This window comes from Candidatus Litorirhabdus singularis, from assembly GCF_026262625.1.
Taxonomy (GTDB): domain Bacteria; phylum Pseudomonadota; class Gammaproteobacteria; order Pseudomonadales; family Halieaceae; genus Litorirhabdus; species Litorirhabdus singularis.
Window position 1 is genome coordinate 1,019,780 of the sequence record NZ_SHNN01000001.1, and the last position, 18,439, is coordinate 1,038,218.

Here is an 18,439-nt window from a genome sequence, read left to right on the forward strand (position 1 = left end):
TTACAGGGTTCCCATAGACCAGCGAAGACCACGGCGCAGTAGCTCGTAGTATTCGTCGGTTTTCCAGGCGCCAAACTCAGGCTCTGGGTACACTTCAATCATGGGCTGCATATCGTAGGCGCCGCGGCAGTGACCCAGGGTCAGGTATAACACTTCGCCTTCGCCGTAGGGGTGAATATACATGCACGGTCGGGGCTCGTCGGACTCCCACTGACTGTCTTCAAAGTCTTCGGTGATGCCGTTGAAGTAAGTGTGCAGCAGTGTTTTCTGTTCGCCATGCAGCACCGACAGGTAGAGCTCGTCATCGACTGTGAAAGTAGGGATACCACTGACCAGCGGATGATCCGGGTCGCTGACTTCAACCTCGTAGGGAGCAATCGGTGGGTGTGACAGGAACTGACTGCCCACCAACTCCATAAAAGGCTCGTTTTCGCGGGGACAACTGACCCGTCCATCTTCCAGAAAGCGCAGAATCGAGTTAGTACCGTGCAGAGCAAACCACTTCTTACCGCCGGCGACTGCGGCACACAGACGTTCAGTCTGTGCGGCCGTTGGAATCACATCGCAGGTATAGGAGATGATGAAGTCTGCTTCGCAAATAGCATCGATGTCGGAATAATCCGGGCCCACCTGGACTTTGAGCCTGGGCTGCTCTGCAATCAGTTTCAGCAGTTCCAGCCGCGCATAGTCGATGTTGTGGTACTTGCCGCCAGCTACCAGGTAGACGTCGAGACGATCGCCTTTTGACATTACAGCTGCACGCGCTTGGTGAAACCGCCGTCGACTACCAGGTTGACCCCGGTAACCCAGCTGCCCGCCGGGCTGGCCAGAAACGCAACGGCATTGGCGACTTCATCGGCAGTACCCATGCGGCCCATAGGCTGATTGGCCAGAGTGCTGTTGTAAATGTCGGGCAGGTTGTTCTGGATAAAGTCCCAGGCGCCGCCTTCGATCATAATTGGGCCAGGAGACACACAGTTGACACGAATGCCGGAGCCGCCCAGCGCCTGTGCCAGACCCTGTGAATGCACAATCAGGGCTGCTTTCATGGCGTTATAGGTCTGTGGTCCAAGGAAGTCTTCGACCGCAGCAGTGGTGCCAATAATAGTGACTGACGCTGCGTCAGAGGCCTGCAGTGAAGGCATTGCTGCTTCAATAGCGCGAGTGGTACCGAGTATGTCTACCTCAAGGTTCGCGCGCCAGCCATTCTCATCCATCTGGCCGCCACCGGCGCTCACATTAGGAATAAGGATATCGATACCGCCCAGCTCTTCAGCTGCGCTGGTGACCCAGCCCTGCAGAGCTTCTTTGTCCGCCACATCTACTGCGGCGCCAATAGCTTTACCGCCGTGACCAGCCAGGGCAGCAACTGCCGAATCTACTTCTTCCTGGTTGCGAGCACAGATGGCTACGTCTGCGCCTTCGGCAGCCAGCAGATTGGCGATAGCGCGTCCGATGCCCTTGGAGCCGCCGGTGATTATTGCCTTTTTGCCTTTCAGTCCCAGATCCATGATGCAACCTCTTTATTGTTGGTTTGAAAAAAAGAATAGCAAAGTTTACCCATATCAATAAAAAAAACAAACAGAATTGACTGTATTTTTTATGTTCGCTAGTGTGACAGCACTTTCCATATATCCACAGAGTAATAAGGGTTATATATGAGCAAGACCGTTAGCGATTACAATTTCTTTGATCCCGAGATCATCGAGTCGCCATTTGACTTTTACGCCGCAGCCCGGCGCGACGCTCCCATCCACCATTTGCCGGACACCAACATCTATTTTGTGAGCCGCTATGAGGATGTGCGCAAGATTCTTAAGGATACCGAGACTTTCTCGAACGAATTTGGCGCGATTCTTAACGAACCCCCCAAGAACCCTGAAGCGGCGGCGGTTTATGCCTCAGGCTATGAAACGGTAGATACCATGCTGACGTTGGACCCGCCCCGGCATCGCGTATACCGCAATCTGGTCAACAAGGTGTTCTCCAATAAGCGCGTGGAAAGCATGCATGATTATATGCTGCAAATGGCCGACCAGCTTATCGACAGCTGGATTGATGACGGTGAGGTGGACTTGCTGACGCGCTTTTGTGTGCCGTTACCGGTTTGGGTCATCGCGGATCAACTGGGCGTGCCGCGCGAAGACCTCGAATTGTTCAAAAAATGGTCAGATGCGTTCGCTTCGCGTCTGAGCCGCTTCGCCGACGCCGATCAGGAACTGGAAGATGCCCGCCTGATCGTGCAATTTCAGCACTATTTTGTCGACATGATCGAGCAGCGCCGCAAGGACCCGCAGGACAATATTATCTCGGATCTGGCCCACGCCCGCATTGATGATGGTCGTGAGCTGACTCACCCGGAAATGCTCAGTATTGTGCAGCAGGTGTTAGTAGCGGGTAATGAAACCTCCACCTCGACCATCGCCGAGGGCGTGTTGTATCTGATTGAAAATCCGGCAGAGTGTGACAAGTTGCGTGCCGACCCCAGTCTGATCCCCAATGCCGTAGAGGAGATTCTGCGTCTGGCCACGCCATCTTGTGGCCTGTGGCGTTTGGTTACCCAGGACACGGAAGTACAAGGCGTACAGATTCCCAAAGATGCCTTAATGATGGTGCGCTTCGCCTCCGCCAACAGGGATGACGAGCATTTTGAAGACGCGGGTAAAATGGATGTCTGTCGGCACAACGCCAGGGATAATCTGTCCTTCGGCCAAGGCGTGCATTTTTGTCTGGGCGCTCAGCTGGCGCGCAAGGAGCTGAACGTGGCATTTGAAAAACTGCTGCAGCGCACTGACAACTGGCGTTTGACTGAGGGTAAGAATAGCCTCAAGCACTGGCCCAACTTGATCCTGCGCGGGTTGGAAGAGCTGCATATTGATTTTGACAAGATCAAGTAGCCCGACATGGACGCCGTAAAGTCGGCTAGACTAGCCTTTGCTTAGACCGAGACAGGGCAGCTTAAGATCCATGGGTACTATTAATTACACCGCAGGCCAGCAACTGCTGGTCACAGCGCGCGGGCATCCTTATGAACGTGATGCCTTCGCGGGTTTGTTTGATCCGCTGGAAGATTTTTCCTGGTCATTGGTGGAGCAGCCTGCTGCCAGCCTTCTATTTACCCCCGCCATGCGCGAGCAATTTGCCGCCTGCGTTTGTTATGACATGCCGGGCATTGATTTTGGGGCGGCCGATGCGCCAGCCCCAGTCGCTCCTGCGCCCGAGTATCAGCAGGGCGTCATGGCGCTGCTGGAAGCCGGCATGGGCTTTGTGTTCATGCATCACCACATTGCCGCCTGGCCCGCCTGGGAGGAGTATGCCGAAGTGGTGGGTGGTCGTTTTCATTACCGGCCGGCCAACCTGCGTGGTCAGCACTGGCCAGATTCTGGCTACCACCATCAGGTAGAGCATGAAATCAGTGTGGTCAACCAGCATCCGGTGACGGCGGGGCTACCGGCCACGTTTACTATGACCGATGAGCTGTATCTGTGTCCGATGTTTGATGACAGCGTGATTCCGCTGCTGACCAGCAACTACGAGTTTACCGACGCTAATTTCTATTCCGCGAGCCAAGCTGTGGCAGGCACCATGTTTAGCCGGGAAGGCTGGAGCCACCCGCCGGGAGCCAATCTGGTCGGTTGGGTGAAGCATTATCGCAACAGTCCTATCGTTTATCTGCAGGGCGGGGATGACCCTACTGCCTATGCGGATGAGAACTATCAGCGATTACTGCATAATGCGATTCGCTGGGTCGCCAGCCCCGAGGCTCATGCCTGGGCGCGGGCGCAGAATAAAAGCTGAATTAGAATAACAACTGAATATAGACTCGAGAAAAATCAGGAGAGCACATGAAAGCGGCAGTATTTAAAGAAGTCGGTAAGCCCATGGTCGTTGAGCAGGTCGCAGACCCCAGCGCTGATGCAGATCAGCTGGTGATCAAGACCGCCTATTGCGGTATCTGCGGTACCGATTTGCATTCAACCCGGGAGGGCGCGGCTACCGTGGCCTGTGATTCTATTCTTGGTCATGAGTTTGTGGGCGAAGTGGTCGAAGTGGGCAAGGCCTTGCAGAAAGACTGGCGCGAAGGTGACCGGGTTTGCTCGCTGCCGTTTTTGTCCTGTGGCCAGTGTGTGGCCTGTGTGACCGGCAGGCCGTTTGAGTGCGCTGGCCTGAAGTGTACCGGCCTTGATGTGCCCGGTGGCTTTGCCGAGTATGTGAAAACCGGCGCTCTGGAGACCATTAAATTGCCCGATCAGTTGGATATGGAGCGCGCCGCGCTGATTGAGCCGCTGGCGGTGGGCCTGCATGCGGTGCGTATTGCTGGTATGAAAGCCGGGCAACGGGTGCTGATTACCGGCGGTGGGCCGGTTGGCCTGGCCGTGGCTCTATGGGCCAGATTCCTCGGGGCCCGCGATGTGGTGGTGTCTGAATTTGCTGCCAAACGTTGTGAGCTGGCGACAGCACTGGGAGCGACTGCAGTGATTAATCCGGCCGGGGATCTCGGCGAGCAGTATAGAGATGCCACCGGCGGTGACCCGGATATGATCTTTGAATGTGTGGGTGCTCCTGGCCTGATCCAGCAGGCGGTGGAAATGGCCCCGCGCCATTGCAAAATTGTTGGCGTCGGCGTTTGTGAGCAGCCCGATACTTTCATGCCGTTTTTGGCCCTGGTCAAGGAACTACAGATGCAGTTTGCCATTGCCTACACCCGCGATGATTTTGAGACGGTTATTGCGATGCTGGCGCAGGGGCGTATCGATGCCTCGCCTATGGTCACTGACATTATTGATCTGGAAGATATGCCCGACGCCTTCGAAGCGCTGCGTAACCCCTCGCACCAATGTAAGGTCCTGACACGATTCTAGACCTGGCTTGAATTCGGCGGTGGCCTTGTACCGCCGCCGACATCAGTTTCCGCACCTGCACTGCGCCTTTGCTTGTTTTGCACTACCCGTGTGCAAAAAACGTCCTTGATACAACGCATAGCGCAATATTCGCCCCGAAAACGCGCTAAGTTCTGGTAATAATTCGCAAAACGCCCGCAAATGGTGCCTATTGCGTAGTTATTGTTGAGGGGATACGTGGATAATCCGTCTGAGTGTCATAGCACGATGATTGGAGGGCTAGTCCGCGAGGATAAAATGCCTTCAAATCAAAAACTTATAAATAGTAACTCACAGGTAGGTATAACAATGTTCCGCAAGCAAACACACCCCAATACAGCACTGCGTCCGCTCACCGCGGCTCTTTTGCTGGCAAGCGCCACTCTGGTGGCCACATCAGTTCAGGCACAGGAGCCGGTCAAGCGCGCTACATCAGCGCTGCTGGAAGAAGTTGTCGTCACCGCCCGTAAGCGCGAAGAAGGCGCACAGGAAGTCCCGCTGGCGGTTAGTGCTTATAACTCCGATCAGATCGAGGCGCTTAAAGTGCGTGATCTCACCAGCTTGGCCGTTGGTATGCCTAACGTGGCACTGGATGAAGTGGGTACTACCAAAGGTACCGCCAACTTCTCTATCCGCGGTCTGGGTATTAACAGCTCTATCCCTTCGATTGACCCGACTGTAGGTGTATTCGTCGATGGTGTTTACCTCGGCGTTAACAACGGCATCATCTTCGACACCTTTGACCTGGCCAGTATTGAAGTACTGCGCGGCCCTCAGGGCATCCTGTTCGGTCGTAACGTGACCGGCGGCGCCATTTTGATGAACAGCAAGCGCCCCACCGATGAGTTTGAGGCCACGGTTCGTGTTGCTGTGGACGCCGGTAAGGATGGCGGCTACAACAGCTATGTGATGGGTTCTGTCGGTGGTCCGCTGAATGACAATATTGCCGCCAAGGTCACCGCTTACTACAACGAAGACCAGGGCTGGTTCACCAATGAGTTCACTGGCAACGACTTCGGCGAACTAGAGCAGAAGATGATCCGTCCCAGCTTCGTCTGGACGCCTAACGATCGCTTCGACATGTATGTGAAGTACGAGTACACCAAGATCTCTGGACAGGGCCCGGCCGCTCAGTCACACACCGGTGGCCCAGTTCTGCAGCCCCGTACCGACCCCAGCGACCCGCTGGTTTACGTGCCTGGTCTGGATGGCACACCGGTCAATTTTGATCGTGATAGCCATGATTTTTCGATCGACGAAGAGGGCTACCAGGATACCAAGACACATTTGGCTTCTTTTGAGTTCAACTACCAGGTGGGTGATAACGGCACCATTACCAATATCTTTGGCTGGCGTGACTCCGAGGCCGATAGCCTGAGCGATATCGACGCGCAGCCGCTGAGCCTGTTCCACGCTCCTGCTAACCTGCGTGCCGAGCAGTGGAGTAACGAGCTGCGTTACAACACGCTCATCGGTAATAACCTCAACCTGACCACCGGTGTCTACTATTTCAAAAACGAGATCGAGTACCATGAACGCCGTAACCTGCTCGGTGCTTTGACGCCGGACGGTTCACCCGCGCTGACCCAGGACGGTGGCGGTGAGTACAACGTGGAAACCGCGGCCATCTTTATCGCTGGTGACTATGATGTTAGCGACAGCCTGACCCTGACCGCTGGCCTGCGCTACACCGAAGAGAAGAAAGACGCCAAGATCGCTTCCTTGATCGCCAACGTCAACTCTCCCTGTAATGTCGTTGAAGGTACCTGCGACTTTGACTTCGAAGATGATGAAGAATGGGAGAGCTGGTCACCGAAAATAGGCCTGACCTGGAACATCAACGATGATGCCCGTATGTATGGTCACTGGACTCGTGGTTTCCGCTCAGGCGGTTATAACCTGCGTAATACTTCGGGTGATTTGGTTAATAACGGGCCTGGACCGTTCGATGAAGAGCAGGTGGACAATTACGAGATCGGCTTCAAGTCTGAGTTTGGCCGCGGTCGTTTGAACGGCGCCGTGTTCTACAACCAGATCGCCGATATGCAGCGTGAAGTGAACCTGGCTGACCCGGTTTCCGGCATTGTGCAGATCATCAAGAATACTGCTGATGCGGATATCTGGGGCGCGGAAATCGATGGTACCTTTGCCGTGACCGACAGCTTCCTGATCCTCGCTTCTGTTGGTTACCTCAAGCCTGAGTACACCGATGTGGCCTTTGACCTCAATGGTGACACTATCGTTGATAGTAATGACGAAGATCTGGACATACCGCGCGCGGCCGAATGGACTTACAGTCTTGGCCTCAGCTGGGATCTGGATGTTGGTAATAACTGGTACATGAATACCCGTGCCAGTTATGCCTATCGCGATGAGTCGGCGTACACCGACAACAATCGCGGCTATATCACCGAACAGGAAATTGTCGATGCTGGTATTGATTTCTACTCCAATGATGGCCATTGGGTAGTCGGTATTTACGGTAAAAACCTGACCGATGAAGTCAAGCATGGCGGTGACACGCAGTTGCCTGAGGACCTTGGTGGCTACCCTCTCGGCGGTACTTTCTCTCCGCTGGCCAAGGGGCGTCATTACGGCGCTGAAGTGACTTACAACTTCTAAAGCTTTTCTGCCCGCAAGCAGGGGTCAGACTTCGGTCTGGCCCTTTTTTTTGCCCGCGATTTATTCGGCTTGCTTGTGGGGCCTGGCCCGCCGGGCAGAATTTATTCTGCCAAGGTTCCGTTCACGTGCCCGGTAGAATCTGTCTACCCTACCGGTTAGCCGTTACTCGTACTGTGCCAAAGGGGTAGAGTTGGAGATGCTCTTTTCCTCATCCGACATCTCTGCCTGAATTTCTTCAAACAGTGGAGTGCTCAAATACCGCTCACCGGTATCCGGCAGCATGCACAGCACTGTGCTTCCCGCCGGCAGGTTCTCACACACCGCCAGCGCACCGGCAAAGGTGGCACCACCGGATACCCCGACAAAGATACCTTCTTTGGTAGCCAACTCCCGCGAGCAACGCAGGGCGTCGGGACCGGCGATTTTTACCACCTCATCAATGTAGCTCGCATCGACCGCATCCTCAGTAATCTTGGAGATGAAATCAGGCGTCCAGCCCTGCATGGGGTGGGGTGTGAAAGAGGCATGACTACTGGCTGGGGCGCCGTGCTCGCGGCGCTCCTGCCGATCGCCGCTGGCCAGCAGTGCTGCGGTCTCGGGTTCGCACACGGCTATTTTTGTATTCGGGCTTTTGGCGCGCAGTACCTTGGCAACGCCCTTTAAGGTGCCGCCGGTGCCGTAACCGGTCACCCAGTAATCCAGCTCACCGTCTGGGAAGTCGCGGACGATCTCCGCGCCGGTGGTGCGCTCGTGCATCGCAGGATTGGCCTCGTTCTCAAATTGGCGGGCCAGGAACCAGCCGTGCTCTGCCGCCAGCTCCTCGGCTTTGTTGTACATGCCGGTGCCTTTCTGGGCAGCCGGGGTCAGCACTACCTTGGCGCCCAGGAAACGCATCAGCCGCCGGCGCTCGACGCTGAACGAGTCAGCCATGGTGACCACCAGCGGATAACCCTTCTGGGCGCAGACCATGGCCAGCCCGATACCGGTGTTGCCACTGGTGGCTTCCACTACAGTTTGACCCGGTTTAAGGGCACCGCTTGCTTCCGCCGCCTCAATGATGCCCAGGGCCAGCCGGTCTTTGACGGAACCCATCGGGTTAAATGATTCAACCTTCACGTAGAGATTAATACCATCCGGAGCCAGGTTGTTGATTCTCACTGAGGGGGTATTGCCGATGGTATCCAGTATGTTCTCGACGCGTGTGCTCATGCTTTGCTCCAGCAATTGGGTAGAAGTGGCGTTATGCGGTAAGAATAGTTGAAATGTTGGAGAAATACGAAATTATGGCTTGGGTGCGGGGCTGAGGTTGTCTGCTGAAGAGAAGTACAGGTTAGAATATGCCATCTGCCTGACTACAAATTCGATACAGGGAAGCCTTGATGACTGCAAAGAGATTACCAATTGGCCTTAACCTGGGTCTCTGGGACCGCATGACAAGCTGGGATGATGCCGTTGAGATTGCCCGGCTTGCCGATGAGTTGGGTTATCACAGTGTGAGTATTCCGGAGTCCTTTGGCCGCGACGGCTTTACCCTGTGCGATAGGCTGTTGGCCGCCACTGAGAATATCCATGTTTGTCTGGGGCTGGCGAACGTGTTCTCGCGCTCACCGGCGGTGCTGGCGCAAACTGCGGCTACTCTGGATGAGCTATCCGGCGGACGCTTTATTTTGGGTTTGGGCAGCAGTACTCCCAATTTGGTGGAAGGCTGGCATGGGCTGCAGTTTAGCCAGCCCCTGCAGCGCACCCGTGAGACCATCGAGATCTGTCACCGCATCTGGGACCAGGATCGCTCCCCCTACGAGGGCGAAATATTTAAGGTCGAGGGCGTGAAATTAAGCTTTGAACCAGTGCGCAAACGCATACCTATTTGGCATGGTGCCTTGCTGGAAAAAAGCCTGCGCCTGTGTGGCGAGAAAAGCGACGGCTGGATACCCAATCTGCTGCCAGTGGAAGGTCTTGCTGCCGGTGCTGAGGCGATAGATCAAGCCGCCAGCGGTGTCGGTCGTGACAGTAGCGAGGTCAGTATTGTCGGTGGCATGCAGTTGCTGGTTGGCGAAGATACTAATGCGCTGCTACAAATGCTCAAATTCGGGGTCGCCGTATACTACGGTCCGGCGACCAGCCCTTATGCCAAAGCCGCGTCTGGGCTGGGTTATGCCGATGATGTTGCGACAGTGCAGGCGGCCTATGCCGAGGGAGGTTCCAAGGCAGCCATAGCAGCGACCAGTGACCGACTGGCACAGTCGGTTGCCATTGTTGGCCCGATTGAGGATTGCCGGAATCGCGTTACTGAATTACTGGACGGTGCAGCAGATGTCATCAATGTGACCATGCCGGGCCCCAACCGCGCTGCTTGCGAACCGATTATGGAAGGCATTATTCCTGATCACCTGAGGTAAAGCCGGCCCAGGCAGTGGTTTAGTCGGCGCAGTTTACGCAGTGCGTGCTTTCCGGAATTGCCTCCAGACGCTGTGCAGAAATCGCCTCACCGCAGTCACCGCAGCGGCCATAGCTACCCTCTTCCAGGCGCTGTAGGGCATCTTTCAGGTGGTTGATGGTGACCTGAGTTTCGCGGGCAATCTCTTCCAGCACGTCGTCGTTCTCGCGCTCAGTGGCTTGCTCAGCGAAGTCGCTGGAAAGAGTTTTGGTGATGTCCTTTTTGACACTGGCGAGACGGTGCTCGAGATCCGCCAGTCTGGTTTCCAGTGATGTTCGATGCTCCGCCTGGCTCATAAGGCCTCTCCTAACTGATCAGTAATAAGGCTCAGTGTAGTTCAGGCACATCTGAGCTGCATGATATGGATCATGGCCGCGATGGTTCGTTGCTATTGAGCTATCTGCGCTGAACGAATACCCGGCTTGAATTATCGGCTATGCTAGAACCACAATAATTCAAGGATAGACCCTATGTTGTTTCGAGTGTTGCGCCGTTGCTGTTTAGCCAGTGTGTTTGTTATCCCTGCCACGGCTATTGCCGGTGATTACTCTCCTTATGTCGATCGCACCGGGCAGGAGCGGGTGTTTTGGGGTGACACCCATTTGCATACACAGTATTCCACTGATGCCGGAATGATAGGGACCACCCTGAAGCCCGAACAGGCCTATCGTTTTGCCATGGGCGAAGAAGTCACTTCCAGCACTGGCTTGCGGGCGCGTTTGCAGCGGCCGTTGGACTTTTTGGTCGTTTCTGACCATGCCGAAAGCCTGGGTCTGCCGATTGCGGTGCAAGAGGCGATGCCGGAACTGTTGGGCAATCCCTGGGGCCGCGAAGTCTATGATCTGGAGCAGAAGGGCGATGGCTACGCCGGCTTTTACAAGTGGGCCATCGATGGCATGTTGCCGGGCGTTGACCCGCTGGGCGTGCCGGCCATCAATGCCAATATCTGGCAGCGCCAGGTGACGGCTGCCGACCAGTACAATCGCCCCGGCTACTTTACCGCCTTGATCGGCTATGAATGGACCACCACCAAAAATGCCAAGAACCTGCATCGGGTCGTTATATTCCGCGATGCGGCAGATAAAGCCGGCCAAATCATCCCGTTCTCTTCTTTCGACTCTAGCGATCCGGAGGATTTATGGTCGTTTCTGGAAGACTACGAGACCAATACGGGTGGTCAGGTGTTGGCGATACCCCACAACGGCAATCTGAGTAATGGCCTGATGTTTGCCCCGGTGCGCCAAAATGGGCAGGCCATGGATGAAACCTATGCCCGCCGTCGTGCGCATTGGGAGCCGCTGACTGAAGTTACCCAGATCAAGGGCGATGGCGAGGCCCACCCGTGGCTCTCGCCAGATGACGAATTTGCCGACTTTGGCACCTGGGACAAAGGTGATATTGGCGGCCGCGAAGCCAAAAGCAATGACATGCTGGAATTTGAATATGCTCGTTCGGCATTGCGTAACGGCCTGAAATACGGCGCTGCCATTGGCGTTAACCCCTTCAAGTTCGGCATGATCGGAGCTTCAGATTCGCATACCGGCCTGGCCGCGACGCGGGAAGAAAACTACTACGGCAAGTTCAGTAAGAGCGAGCCGGCTGCTGGCCGCTGGAAGGAGTACGTGGTGCGTTCGCCCACCGATGACGCCCTGTCACTGGTAGCGTACGAGGAAGTGGCGTCAGGTTTGGCCGGTGTCTGGGCTCAGGAGAATACTCGTGAGGCCCTATTTGATGCCATGCGCCGGCGTGAGGTCTATTCGACCACGGGTACACGCATGGTGGTGCGGCTATTCGGCGGCTGGGAATACGTAGCGGCCGATGTCCAAACACCGGCGATGGCGCAGATCGGTTACCGTAAAGGGGTTCCTATGGGCGCTGATTTGCCGCCGCGGGATGACGCTAAAGCGCCGGTCTTCATGGTCATGGCGGCCAAGGACCCGGATGGGGCCAATCTTGACCGGATTCAGATGATCAAAGGCTGGTTGAATCCAGATGGCCAGACGGCAGAGAAGATTTACGATATTGCGCTCTCCGATGATCGTAGTGAGGGGCAAAACGGTCAAGTACCCGTAGTAGGCAACACCGTGGATGTGGCTGACGCCAGCTACACCAATACAATTGGGGCAGCACAACTGCGTCGCGTCTGGAGTGACCCGGACTTTGACCCCGATCAGCGAGCCTTTTACTACGCCCGTGTGCTGGAGATTCCTACCCCTTCCTGGCAGGCCTACGACACTAAAATCTTTGGCGACGAGTTTCCCGAGTCAGTGCCAATGAGTATTCAGGATCGGGCCTATACTTCACCTATCTGGTATACGCCATAATTTTTGGAACAAGCCCTGGCAACAGGGCCTGCCTCTAGTCGTCGTCAGAGTTGAAGACGCAGTGTTTGGCGTAGTCCGTCGCTTCGTTAGTGCTCCAGTCGCCTTTGGGCTTTTCTGCCATATTATCGCACCAGCGGTCACTGCCAACTTTGGCGCAGCCGGTGAGCAGGAAGACCAGACTTGTGAAGGCAATAAATTTGAGCATGAGAGAGACTCCGGTCAGCAAAGCTGCATCATGGCACACCGCTTTGGCCATGGCGAGGCGGGCTGCATCCAGCCTGTTGCTGGATTATTCAAACTGCTAGCATGGGCGCTAGCTTGAACTAAGGCGGGACCAGCCCGCAGCACCATAAGGGGAGAAACTATTGGACCAGGCTTTCATGCAGTCTTACTACGACACCTATAACAGCGAGAATCCCGATGCGCTGGCCCGCTATTACGCCAGTGATGTTGTGTTTGAAACGGCCCAGGGCACAACACTGGGCGTGGCACCGATTCTAGAGACGTACAGGTACCTGATTTCGGTTTTTCACGACAAAATGACGCCAGATAGCATCACAATCAACGGAGATACTGCCATCGTTCAGATCAGCGACCGGTTTGAAGCCAAGCAGGCACTGGACGATTTTATGGGTCAGAGCTTCGCTCCCGGCGACACGCTGATGCTAAAACTGCGCGGCACCTATCAGTGTCGTGACGGCCAATTCAGCCATATCCGCATCGACCTGCACAACAGCTAGTGGTCGCCACAAGCCAGCCAGCGGCTGATGCTGCAGCCTCCAGTCGCCCTCAGGGTTGGGGACGCATGTTGCTGATAGCGCTACTGCTGCATGTACCACTGTTTGCCTACCCAGTGTTGCGCCTGTGTCACTGGCTGGACCTGAACCTTGGGCTCACCCTGACGCTACTGCTGCCGCTGTTTTTTAGCCAGCTGATTGCGCGTGTTTATCTGCGTCGACATCATGCCCGCTGGGTGCTTTGGTTGCGGCTATTGGCGGACTTGTGGCTGGGCATCAGTCCGGTGGTGCTGGCTCTAGTATTGTTGGCGGAGCTGCCGTTGGCGTTGGGGCTGTTGAGCCCGGTTCTGGGAGCGTGGCTGGTAGTGTCAGTGTCCAGCGTATTATTGCTCTACGCTATGTATAACGCCTTTTCGCCCAGTGTTATTCCAGTAGCGCTGAGTAGCTCCAAGCTGCAGCGACAGCTGCGCTTTGTGCAACTCAGTGATGTTCATATTGGTTCGCGTAGTAGTCGCTTTCTGGGCCGCGTGGTCGATGCAGTTAATCGTCTGGAGCCTGAGTTTGTCTGTATCACGGGGGATTTTATTGATGCCACCGGCATCAGTGAGCAGCAACTATCGGCACTGACTCGATTACAGATGCCGGTGTATTTTTCCATCGGTAATCATGAAAAATACGAAGATTTACCGGAGATTTTGCAGCGGCTGGAAAATCTCGGGGTGATCATTCTGCGCAATCGCGCTGTCAGCACCGCCGATCTGCAGTTCATTGGTATCGATGATATGGATGATCCCTATCAGGTGCGCAAGCAGCTGCCCGCTATAGACATAGACACCAGCAAATATGCGATTTTGTTGTATCATCGGCCCCGTGGTTTGGCCGCTGCCGCCGAGGTGGGTATCGATTTGATGCTCAGCGGGCACACCCACAATGGTCAAATAGTGCCCTTCAACTTTATTGTTGAGCGGGTATTCGCCCGCACCAAGGGCCTGTTTCAGGCCGGCGACACCTGGCTTTATGTGTCGTCTGGTACCGGCACCTGGGGCCCGACTATGCGTTTGGGCACGCGTAGTGAAATTACGCTTTTTGAGGTTGAACCGCAGTCTGTTTAGGGTGCCGTTACCACCACCACTTCAGTAACTATTCAGTAACTATAAGGAAAATGATAATGATCGTAGTGAACGCAAGACTTGAATCCTCCGCCGCTGATATTGAAGCCATGAAAGAGGCGATTGCTACCATGGAGACTGCCAGTCGCGCCGAGTCAGGTTGTCTGGACTACACCTTCAGCGTGGAAGTGAGTGACCCCAACGTGATTAGAATTACTGAAAAGTGGGAAACGATGGATGCGCTGGCTGCGCACTTTAAAGAACCCCACATGGCTGATTTTCAGGCGGCTATGGCAGCTCATCCGCCCAAGGGCATGGACGCTGGCTTTTACGAAGCCACTGATGTTAAACCACCGATGTAATGTTCAGGTTTGGCTCGGGCTGCCGGTTAGCGCATCGCGCCGGCGCTCGATGATCGCTAGTCATACCAGCGCGCAGTTTGATGCTGGCTGCCGCTAGTAACCGGTTAGTCGCCCGACGAGTCCGCTTTGACGGTTTCGCTTTGAGGCTTGCCCAAGTGTCGACAATACTGAGAAGATAAATTGGCCCGATTCGGTGAGGTCATTGGACTCCTGACCCCGGATTGACCATGAATACAACTCCCACGCATTACGATACCGCGCCCGAAGACCGGGTCTCCAATGTCCATAAGGTCATTTACGGCCTAGGTGCTTTCGTCAACAATCTGTTGGCGGCGGCCATTGGTGGTATGGCCATTGTCCTGAATCTGGGGCTGGGTATGAACCCTGCACTTGTCGGCCTGTTGGGCGCGTTACCGCGGCTGATGGACGCGCTGACAGATCCGCTGATGGGTTATATCTCGGACCACACGCGTTCCCGTTGGGGCCGGCGCAGGCCGTATATATTTGCCGGCGCGATTGCCGCTGGCGTCTGTTTCGCGCTGCTTTGGCAGTTGCCTGAGGGCAAAAGCGAAAGCTACTACTTCTGGTTCTTCCTGATTGGTTCGTTGGTGTTTTATCTGGGATACACCATCTTTGCGACCCCTTGGGTAGCGCTCGGTTACGAGCTTACGCCGGACTACCATGAGCGTACGCGCCTGATGGCGGTACAGAACTTCATGGGTCAGTTGGCCTATCTGTTGTCACCCTGGTTCCTGTGGTTTATGCAGGACGAGACCCTGTTCAACGACCTTCGCGACGGCGCCAGTTGGCTGGCGCTGATAATCGCGGTAGCGGTTATCGTGATCGGCGTGATTCCCGCCATATTTCTGCGTGAGCGCTATAGCGATATTGCGGTAGCGGAAAATCTTGAGCCGGAAATAGAAAAGATCAGTGCCTGGGCTAGCTTGCGACACAGCCTCGCGGACTTTGTGCAGGGCTTTATCATTACCCTGAAATTTTCGCCGTTCATGAAGCTGTGTCTGGCAACGTTCATGGTATTCAATGGGTTTATGTTGGTCGCTTCATTCCAGTTTTACGTCATCATTTATTACGTCTTCGGGGGTGATCAGAAATTAGGCGCCGAGTATGCGGGTTGGGCGGGCACGGTGTCAGCCATCGCTACCTTTTGTGTGATTCTACTGGTGAGTGGCCTGGCAACTCGCTATGGCAAGCGCCGTGCCTTCTTTATAACCACCGGTATTTCTATCTTTGGTTACGCCCTTAAATGGTTCTGCTATTCACCGGACTATCCGCTGTTGCTGCTGGTACCGGCGCCCTTTATTGCCTTTGGCCTGGGCGGCTTGTTTACTCTCATGGGCTCCATGATAGCCGATGTCTGTGATCTTGATGAGCTGGCAACCCATGAGCGACGTGAGGGTATGTTTGGCTCGATTTACTGGTGGGTGGTTAAGCTGGGTATGGCGGCGGCTCTGGCTGCCGGTGGCTTCCTTCTCAACGCCACCGGCTTTGATGTGGCCCTGGGCGGAGATCAGGCTGCCAACACCATCTTCTGGATGCGGGTGTGTGATGTGGTGGTGCCGATTATCGCCTCTTGTATCGCTATCTGGGCCATCTTCAGTTATCCCATTACTGAGGCTAAGGCCCATTCAGTGCGATTGGAGCTTGAGGCGCGGCGCGGTAAAGTCGAGTAATGTATCCAGCGGCGATAGCCGCTGCATTGTTCAGGCTTCGAGCCTGAAGTCGGCGCTCATTTCTGTATCGGAGCAACCACCTACCCAGACCCGGAAATCTCCCGGCTCAGTGACCCATTCCATGTGTCGATTACAGAACATGAGGTCGGACCGGCTTAGGCTGAACTCAACACGTATCGACGCGCCCGACTGCAGATAATGTTTCTGGAAGCCTTTCAGTTCTTTCACCGGACGCGTCACGCTGGCGACCAGGTCGCGGATGTACAGTTGCACAATTTCCTCGGCGGCGCATGGGCCGGTATTCTGCAGGGTGACCTGCACCTTAATCTCGTCTGTGGGCAATAACGTAGCCGCTGACAAACTCAGGTCGCGGTATTCAAAACGACTGTAGGAAAGCCCAAAACCGAAGGGAAATAGTGGGGTGAAGCCCGCGTCCAGATAAAACGCGGACATTCCCAGAGAGGTCTGCGGTGCCCGATTATCAATGGCTTCCATGGAGGTAATAGTGTCATGGCTTGGCGGTTTGCCAGTGTTTTTGTGCCCGTAATAGATGGGTATCTGACCCACCACCCTTGGGAACGTGACCGGCAGTTTGGCCGAGGGCGCGCTGACCCCAAACAGCAGGTCTGCGATCGCGGGGCCGGCCATGGTGCCCGGATGCCAGGCGTATAAAATGGCATCAACCTTATCGATGACGTTGCTGAGTGTGAGCGGGCGTCCGGCCATGATGACCAGAGTCAGCGGCTTGCCCAGTTCACTGATTGCTTCGATCAGTTGCACTTGCGCGCCGGGCAGGTTGATATCGGCCCGGCAATGGGCCTCGCCGGACAAGATGGCCTCCTCACCCACAAACATCACCACGCTATCGGCTTGCCGTGCTGCTTCAATCGCCGCGTCGAAGCCGTCAGTGTTGTGTGAGCGTGTGTTTTCTACGCCGCGCGCTGAGTGAATTGTAATAGCGGGTGCAAGCGCTGTTTGCAGTGCCGCAAGCGCGGTGATGGAGTCGGCGGCATCGCCATCAAACACCCAGGTACCCAGTTGCTCGTAACCATCGTCGGCTAGCGGGCCGATAACCGCCAGAGAGGTTATCGTCTCACGCAGCAGAGGCAGTGTGTTATTGGCATTCTTCAGCAGCACACAACTTTTCATCGCGGCTTGTTTTGCCAGCTCGCGGTGATCGTGATTGACAGCTGCAGGGAAGCTGGCGGGATCGCAGTAAGCATTTTCAAACAGTCCGAGTCGAAATTTGGTCGCCAGAATAGGTTCTACCATGGCGTCCAGCTGCGTCTCGCTGATGGCACCCGCGGCCAGCGCCGCGCCCAGATTTCGAGAGTAGACGCCACTGTTCATATCCATATTGATGCCGCTATCGAAAGCGGCGAGAGCCGACTCTGCATCATTGGCGGTCAAACCATGCACGCTCAGTTGCACTATAGAGTCCCAGTCGCTGACGACAAAGCCGCCGAAGCCCCACTCCTTGCGCAGTACTTGCTGCATGAGAAACTCGTTGGCTGTGGCAGGCACGCCGTTTAAATCAGTGAACGAGGCCATCACGGTGACTGCACCGGCGTCCAGCGCTGCCTTAAAAGACGGCAGATAGGTACTGCGCAGCTCAATTTCCGGGATATTGGTGGTGTTGTAGTCGATGCCGCCCTCGACGGCGCCGTAACCAGCGAAGTGTTTGGCACAGGCGGCTATGGCACCAGGCTGACTCAGGTCATCGCCCTGGAAGCCGCGGACCATGGCGGCGCCAAGGTGGCTGCACAAGTAAGGGTCTTCGCTGAGGCTCTCAGCGATGCGGCCCCAGCGCGGATCGCGGCTGACATCCAGCATGGGCGCGAAGGTCCAGTTGACGCCAACGCTGGCAGCTTCAATGGCTGCCACCCGGGCGCACGTTTCGATAAGCTGGGTATCCCAGGCCGCGGCCTGCCCCAGCGGAATCGGAAAGATGGTCCTGAAGCCATGAATGACGTCGCGGCCAATAAGCAAAGGGATACCCAAACGGCTTTCTTCGCAGGCTATGCGTTGCAGCTCGTTGAGCGTATCCATCCGCACTTCATTGATAACCGAGCCAACATTGCCGTCACGTATTTGCTGCTCTAACTCGCTGTAACCGCCATTGACCTGATGCAGCTGGCCTATTTTTTCGGCGCTGGTCATGCGGCCCAACAGTGTTTGTGCGCGCTCCAAGGCAGCAGAGGCTTCTGCATCCTGCGACGGCTGCTGCCTCGCTGCCGCCACTTCGATGTGATTGTCGGTCATCAATGGACTACACCC

The 18,439-nt window shown here is 55.5% G+C and carries 16 protein-coding genes; 10 read left to right on the forward strand and 6 right to left on the reverse strand.

The window, feature by feature from the left end; all coding sequences use genetic code 11:
* Both EYC98_RS04630 and EYC98_RS04635 read right to left on the reverse strand, forming a co-directional pair.
* Nucleotides 1-750 carry a ThuA domain-containing protein gene (locus EYC98_RS04630; RefSeq protein ID WP_279244133.1) on the reverse strand — a complete coding sequence of 250 codons (750 nt, stop codon included), beginning with the start codon at nucleotides 748-750 and terminating at the stop codon, nucleotides 1-3.
* On the reverse strand, nucleotides 750-1,511 hold the full coding sequence (locus tag EYC98_RS04635; protein WP_279244134.1) for an SDR family NAD(P)-dependent oxidoreductase: 762 nt from the start codon (nucleotides 1,509-1,511) through the stop codon (nucleotides 750-752). Before EYC98_RS04635 ends, EYC98_RS04630 begins: the two co-directional genes overlap by 1 nt.
* Nucleotides 1,512-1,658: 147 nt before the next feature.
* Here EYC98_RS04635 and EYC98_RS04640 point away from each other — a divergent pair, with 147 nt between their 5' ends.
* The 4 genes from EYC98_RS04640 to EYC98_RS04655 all read left to right on the forward strand — a co-directional run bounded on the left by EYC98_RS04640 (nucleotide 1,659) and on the right by EYC98_RS04655 (nucleotide 7,502).
* Complete coding sequence (locus EYC98_RS04640) at nucleotides 1,659-2,897, forward strand: cytochrome P450 (RefSeq protein WP_279244135.1); 1,239 nt, start codon at nucleotides 1,659-1,661, stop codon at nucleotides 2,895-2,897.
* Between the two features lie 70 nt (nucleotides 2,898-2,967).
* Nucleotides 2,968-3,798: a ThuA domain-containing protein gene (locus EYC98_RS04645; protein ID WP_279244136.1), complete on the forward strand. Its 831-nt coding sequence runs from the start codon at nucleotides 2,968-2,970 to the stop codon at nucleotides 3,796-3,798.
* A gap of 47 nt (nucleotides 3,799-3,845) precedes the next feature.
* Nucleotides 3,846-4,862 carry a zinc-binding dehydrogenase gene (locus EYC98_RS04650; RefSeq protein ID WP_279244137.1) on the forward strand — a complete coding sequence of 339 codons (1,017 nt, stop codon included), beginning with the start codon at nucleotides 3,846-3,848 and terminating at the stop codon, nucleotides 4,860-4,862.
* A gap of 327 nt (nucleotides 4,863-5,189) precedes the next feature.
* On the forward strand, nucleotides 5,190-7,502 hold the full coding sequence (locus EYC98_RS04655) for a TonB-dependent receptor (RefSeq protein WP_279244138.1): 2,313 nt from the start codon (nucleotides 5,190-5,192) through the stop codon (nucleotides 7,500-7,502).
* 162 nt (nucleotides 7,503-7,664) lie between these two features.
* Here the strand turns inward: EYC98_RS04655 and EYC98_RS04660 are convergent, their stop codons facing one another.
* Nucleotides 7,665-8,711 (reverse strand): PLP-dependent cysteine synthase family protein, encoded by a 1,047-nt coding sequence (locus tag EYC98_RS04660; RefSeq protein WP_279244139.1) that lies wholly within the window; start codon nucleotides 8,709-8,711, stop codon nucleotides 7,665-7,667.
* Between the two features lie 170 nt (nucleotides 8,712-8,881).
* Between EYC98_RS04660 and EYC98_RS04665 the strand changes: the two genes are divergently transcribed.
* Entirely contained in the window at nucleotides 8,882-9,901 is a 1,020-nt protein-coding gene (locus EYC98_RS04665) for an LLM class flavin-dependent oxidoreductase (protein ID WP_279244140.1), read from the forward strand.
* A 19-nt stretch (nucleotides 9,902-9,920) separates the two neighbouring features.
* Here EYC98_RS04665 and EYC98_RS04670 read toward each other — a convergent pair whose 3' ends face one another.
* Nucleotides 9,921-10,235, reverse strand: a complete 315-nt coding sequence (locus EYC98_RS04670; protein ID WP_279244141.1) for a TraR/DksA family transcriptional regulator — start codon at nucleotides 10,233-10,235, stop codon at nucleotides 9,921-9,923.
* A 174-nt stretch (nucleotides 10,236-10,409) separates the two neighbouring features.
* Between EYC98_RS04670 and EYC98_RS04675 the strand changes: the two genes are divergently transcribed.
* Nucleotides 10,410-12,263 carry a DUF3604 domain-containing protein gene (locus EYC98_RS04675; protein ID WP_279244142.1) on the forward strand — a complete coding sequence of 618 codons (1,854 nt, stop codon included), beginning with the start codon at nucleotides 10,410-10,412 and terminating at the stop codon, nucleotides 12,261-12,263.
* A 34-nt stretch (nucleotides 12,264-12,297) separates the two neighbouring features.
* On the opposite strand, the gene EYC98_RS04680 is transcribed toward EYC98_RS04675, so the two are convergent.
* Nucleotides 12,298-12,468 (reverse strand): DUF3012 domain-containing protein, encoded by a 171-nt coding sequence (locus EYC98_RS04680; RefSeq protein ID WP_279244143.1) that lies wholly within the window; start codon nucleotides 12,466-12,468, stop codon nucleotides 12,298-12,300.
* A gap of 175 nt (nucleotides 12,469-12,643) precedes the next feature.
* Between EYC98_RS04680 and EYC98_RS04685 the strand changes: the two genes are divergently transcribed.
* From EYC98_RS04685 to EYC98_RS04700, 4 genes are all read left to right on the forward strand, one after another.
* The gene (locus EYC98_RS04685; RefSeq protein ID WP_279244144.1) at nucleotides 12,644-13,003 is read left to right on the forward strand and encodes a nuclear transport factor 2 family protein; all 360 of its coding nucleotides are present in this window, start codon (nucleotides 12,644-12,646) and stop codon (nucleotides 13,001-13,003) included.
* Nucleotides 13,003-14,112, forward strand: a complete 1,110-nt coding sequence (locus EYC98_RS04690; RefSeq protein ID WP_279244145.1) for a metallophosphoesterase — start codon at nucleotides 13,003-13,005, stop codon at nucleotides 14,110-14,112. Before EYC98_RS04685 ends, EYC98_RS04690 begins: the two co-directional genes overlap by 1 nt.
* A 56-nt stretch (nucleotides 14,113-14,168) precedes the next feature.
* Nucleotides 14,169-14,471, forward strand: coding sequence for a putative quinol monooxygenase (locus EYC98_RS04695; RefSeq protein WP_279244146.1), 303 nt, complete (start codon nucleotides 14,169-14,171; stop codon nucleotides 14,469-14,471).
* Nucleotides 14,472-14,698: 227 nt separating this feature from the next.
* Nucleotides 14,699-16,162 carry an MFS transporter gene (locus tag EYC98_RS04700; protein WP_279244147.1) on the forward strand — a complete coding sequence of 488 codons (1,464 nt, stop codon included), beginning with the start codon at nucleotides 14,699-14,701 and terminating at the stop codon, nucleotides 16,160-16,162.
* Nucleotides 16,163-16,192: 30 nt separating this feature from the next.
* Here the strand turns inward: EYC98_RS04700 and bglX are convergent, their stop codons facing one another.
* Nucleotides 16,193-18,424 carry a beta-glucosidase BglX gene (gene bglX / locus EYC98_RS04705; RefSeq protein ID WP_279244148.1) on the reverse strand — a complete coding sequence of 744 codons (2,232 nt, stop codon included), beginning with the start codon at nucleotides 18,422-18,424 and terminating at the stop codon, nucleotides 16,193-16,195.
* Nucleotides 18,425-18,439 lie beyond the last annotated feature (15 nt).

Coding starts and splice junctions, on each gene's coding strand:
- EYC98_RS04660 (WP_279244139.1), bottom strand. CDS start 8,711: ATGAGCACACGCGTCGAGAACATACTGGATACCATCGGCAATACCCCC.
- EYC98_RS04630 (WP_279244133.1), bottom strand. CDS start 750: ATGTCAAAAGGCGATCGTCTCGACGTCTACCTGGTAGCTGGCGGCAAG.
- EYC98_RS04650 (WP_279244137.1), top strand. CDS start 3,846: ATGAAAGCGGCAGTATTTAAAGAAGTCGGTAAGCCCATGGTCGTTGAG.
- EYC98_RS04680 (WP_279244143.1), bottom strand. CDS start 12,468: ATGCTCAAATTTATTGCCTTCACAAGTCTGGTCTTCCTGCTCACCGGC.
- EYC98_RS04655 (WP_279244138.1), top strand. CDS start 5,190: ATGTTCCGCAAGCAAACACACCCCAATACAGCACTGCGTCCGCTCACC.
- EYC98_RS04685 (WP_279244144.1), top strand. CDS start 12,644: ATGCAGTCTTACTACGACACCTATAACAGCGAGAATCCCGATGCGCTG.
- EYC98_RS04700 (WP_279244147.1), top strand. CDS start 14,699: ATGAATACAACTCCCACGCATTACGATACCGCGCCCGAAGACCGGGTC.
- EYC98_RS04640 (WP_279244135.1), top strand. CDS start 1,659: ATGAGCAAGACCGTTAGCGATTACAATTTCTTTGATCCCGAGATCATC.
- EYC98_RS04665 (WP_279244140.1), top strand. CDS start 8,882: ATGACTGCAAAGAGATTACCAATTGGCCTTAACCTGGGTCTCTGGGAC.
- EYC98_RS04670 (WP_279244141.1), bottom strand. CDS start 10,235: ATGAGCCAGGCGGAGCATCGAACATCACTGGAAACCAGACTGGCGGAT.
- EYC98_RS04635 (WP_279244134.1), bottom strand. CDS start 1,511: ATGGATCTGGGACTGAAAGGCAAAAAGGCAATAATCACCGGCGGCTCC.
- EYC98_RS04675 (WP_279244142.1), top strand. CDS start 10,410: ATGTTGTTTCGAGTGTTGCGCCGTTGCTGTTTAGCCAGTGTGTTTGTT.
- EYC98_RS04645 (WP_279244136.1), top strand. CDS start 2,968: ATGGGTACTATTAATTACACCGCAGGCCAGCAACTGCTGGTCACAGCG.
- bglX (WP_279244148.1), bottom strand. CDS start 18,424: ATGACCGACAATCACATCGAAGTGGCGGCAGCGAGGCAGCAGCCGTCG.
- EYC98_RS04695 (WP_279244146.1), top strand. CDS start 14,169: ATGATCGTAGTGAACGCAAGACTTGAATCCTCCGCCGCTGATATTGAA.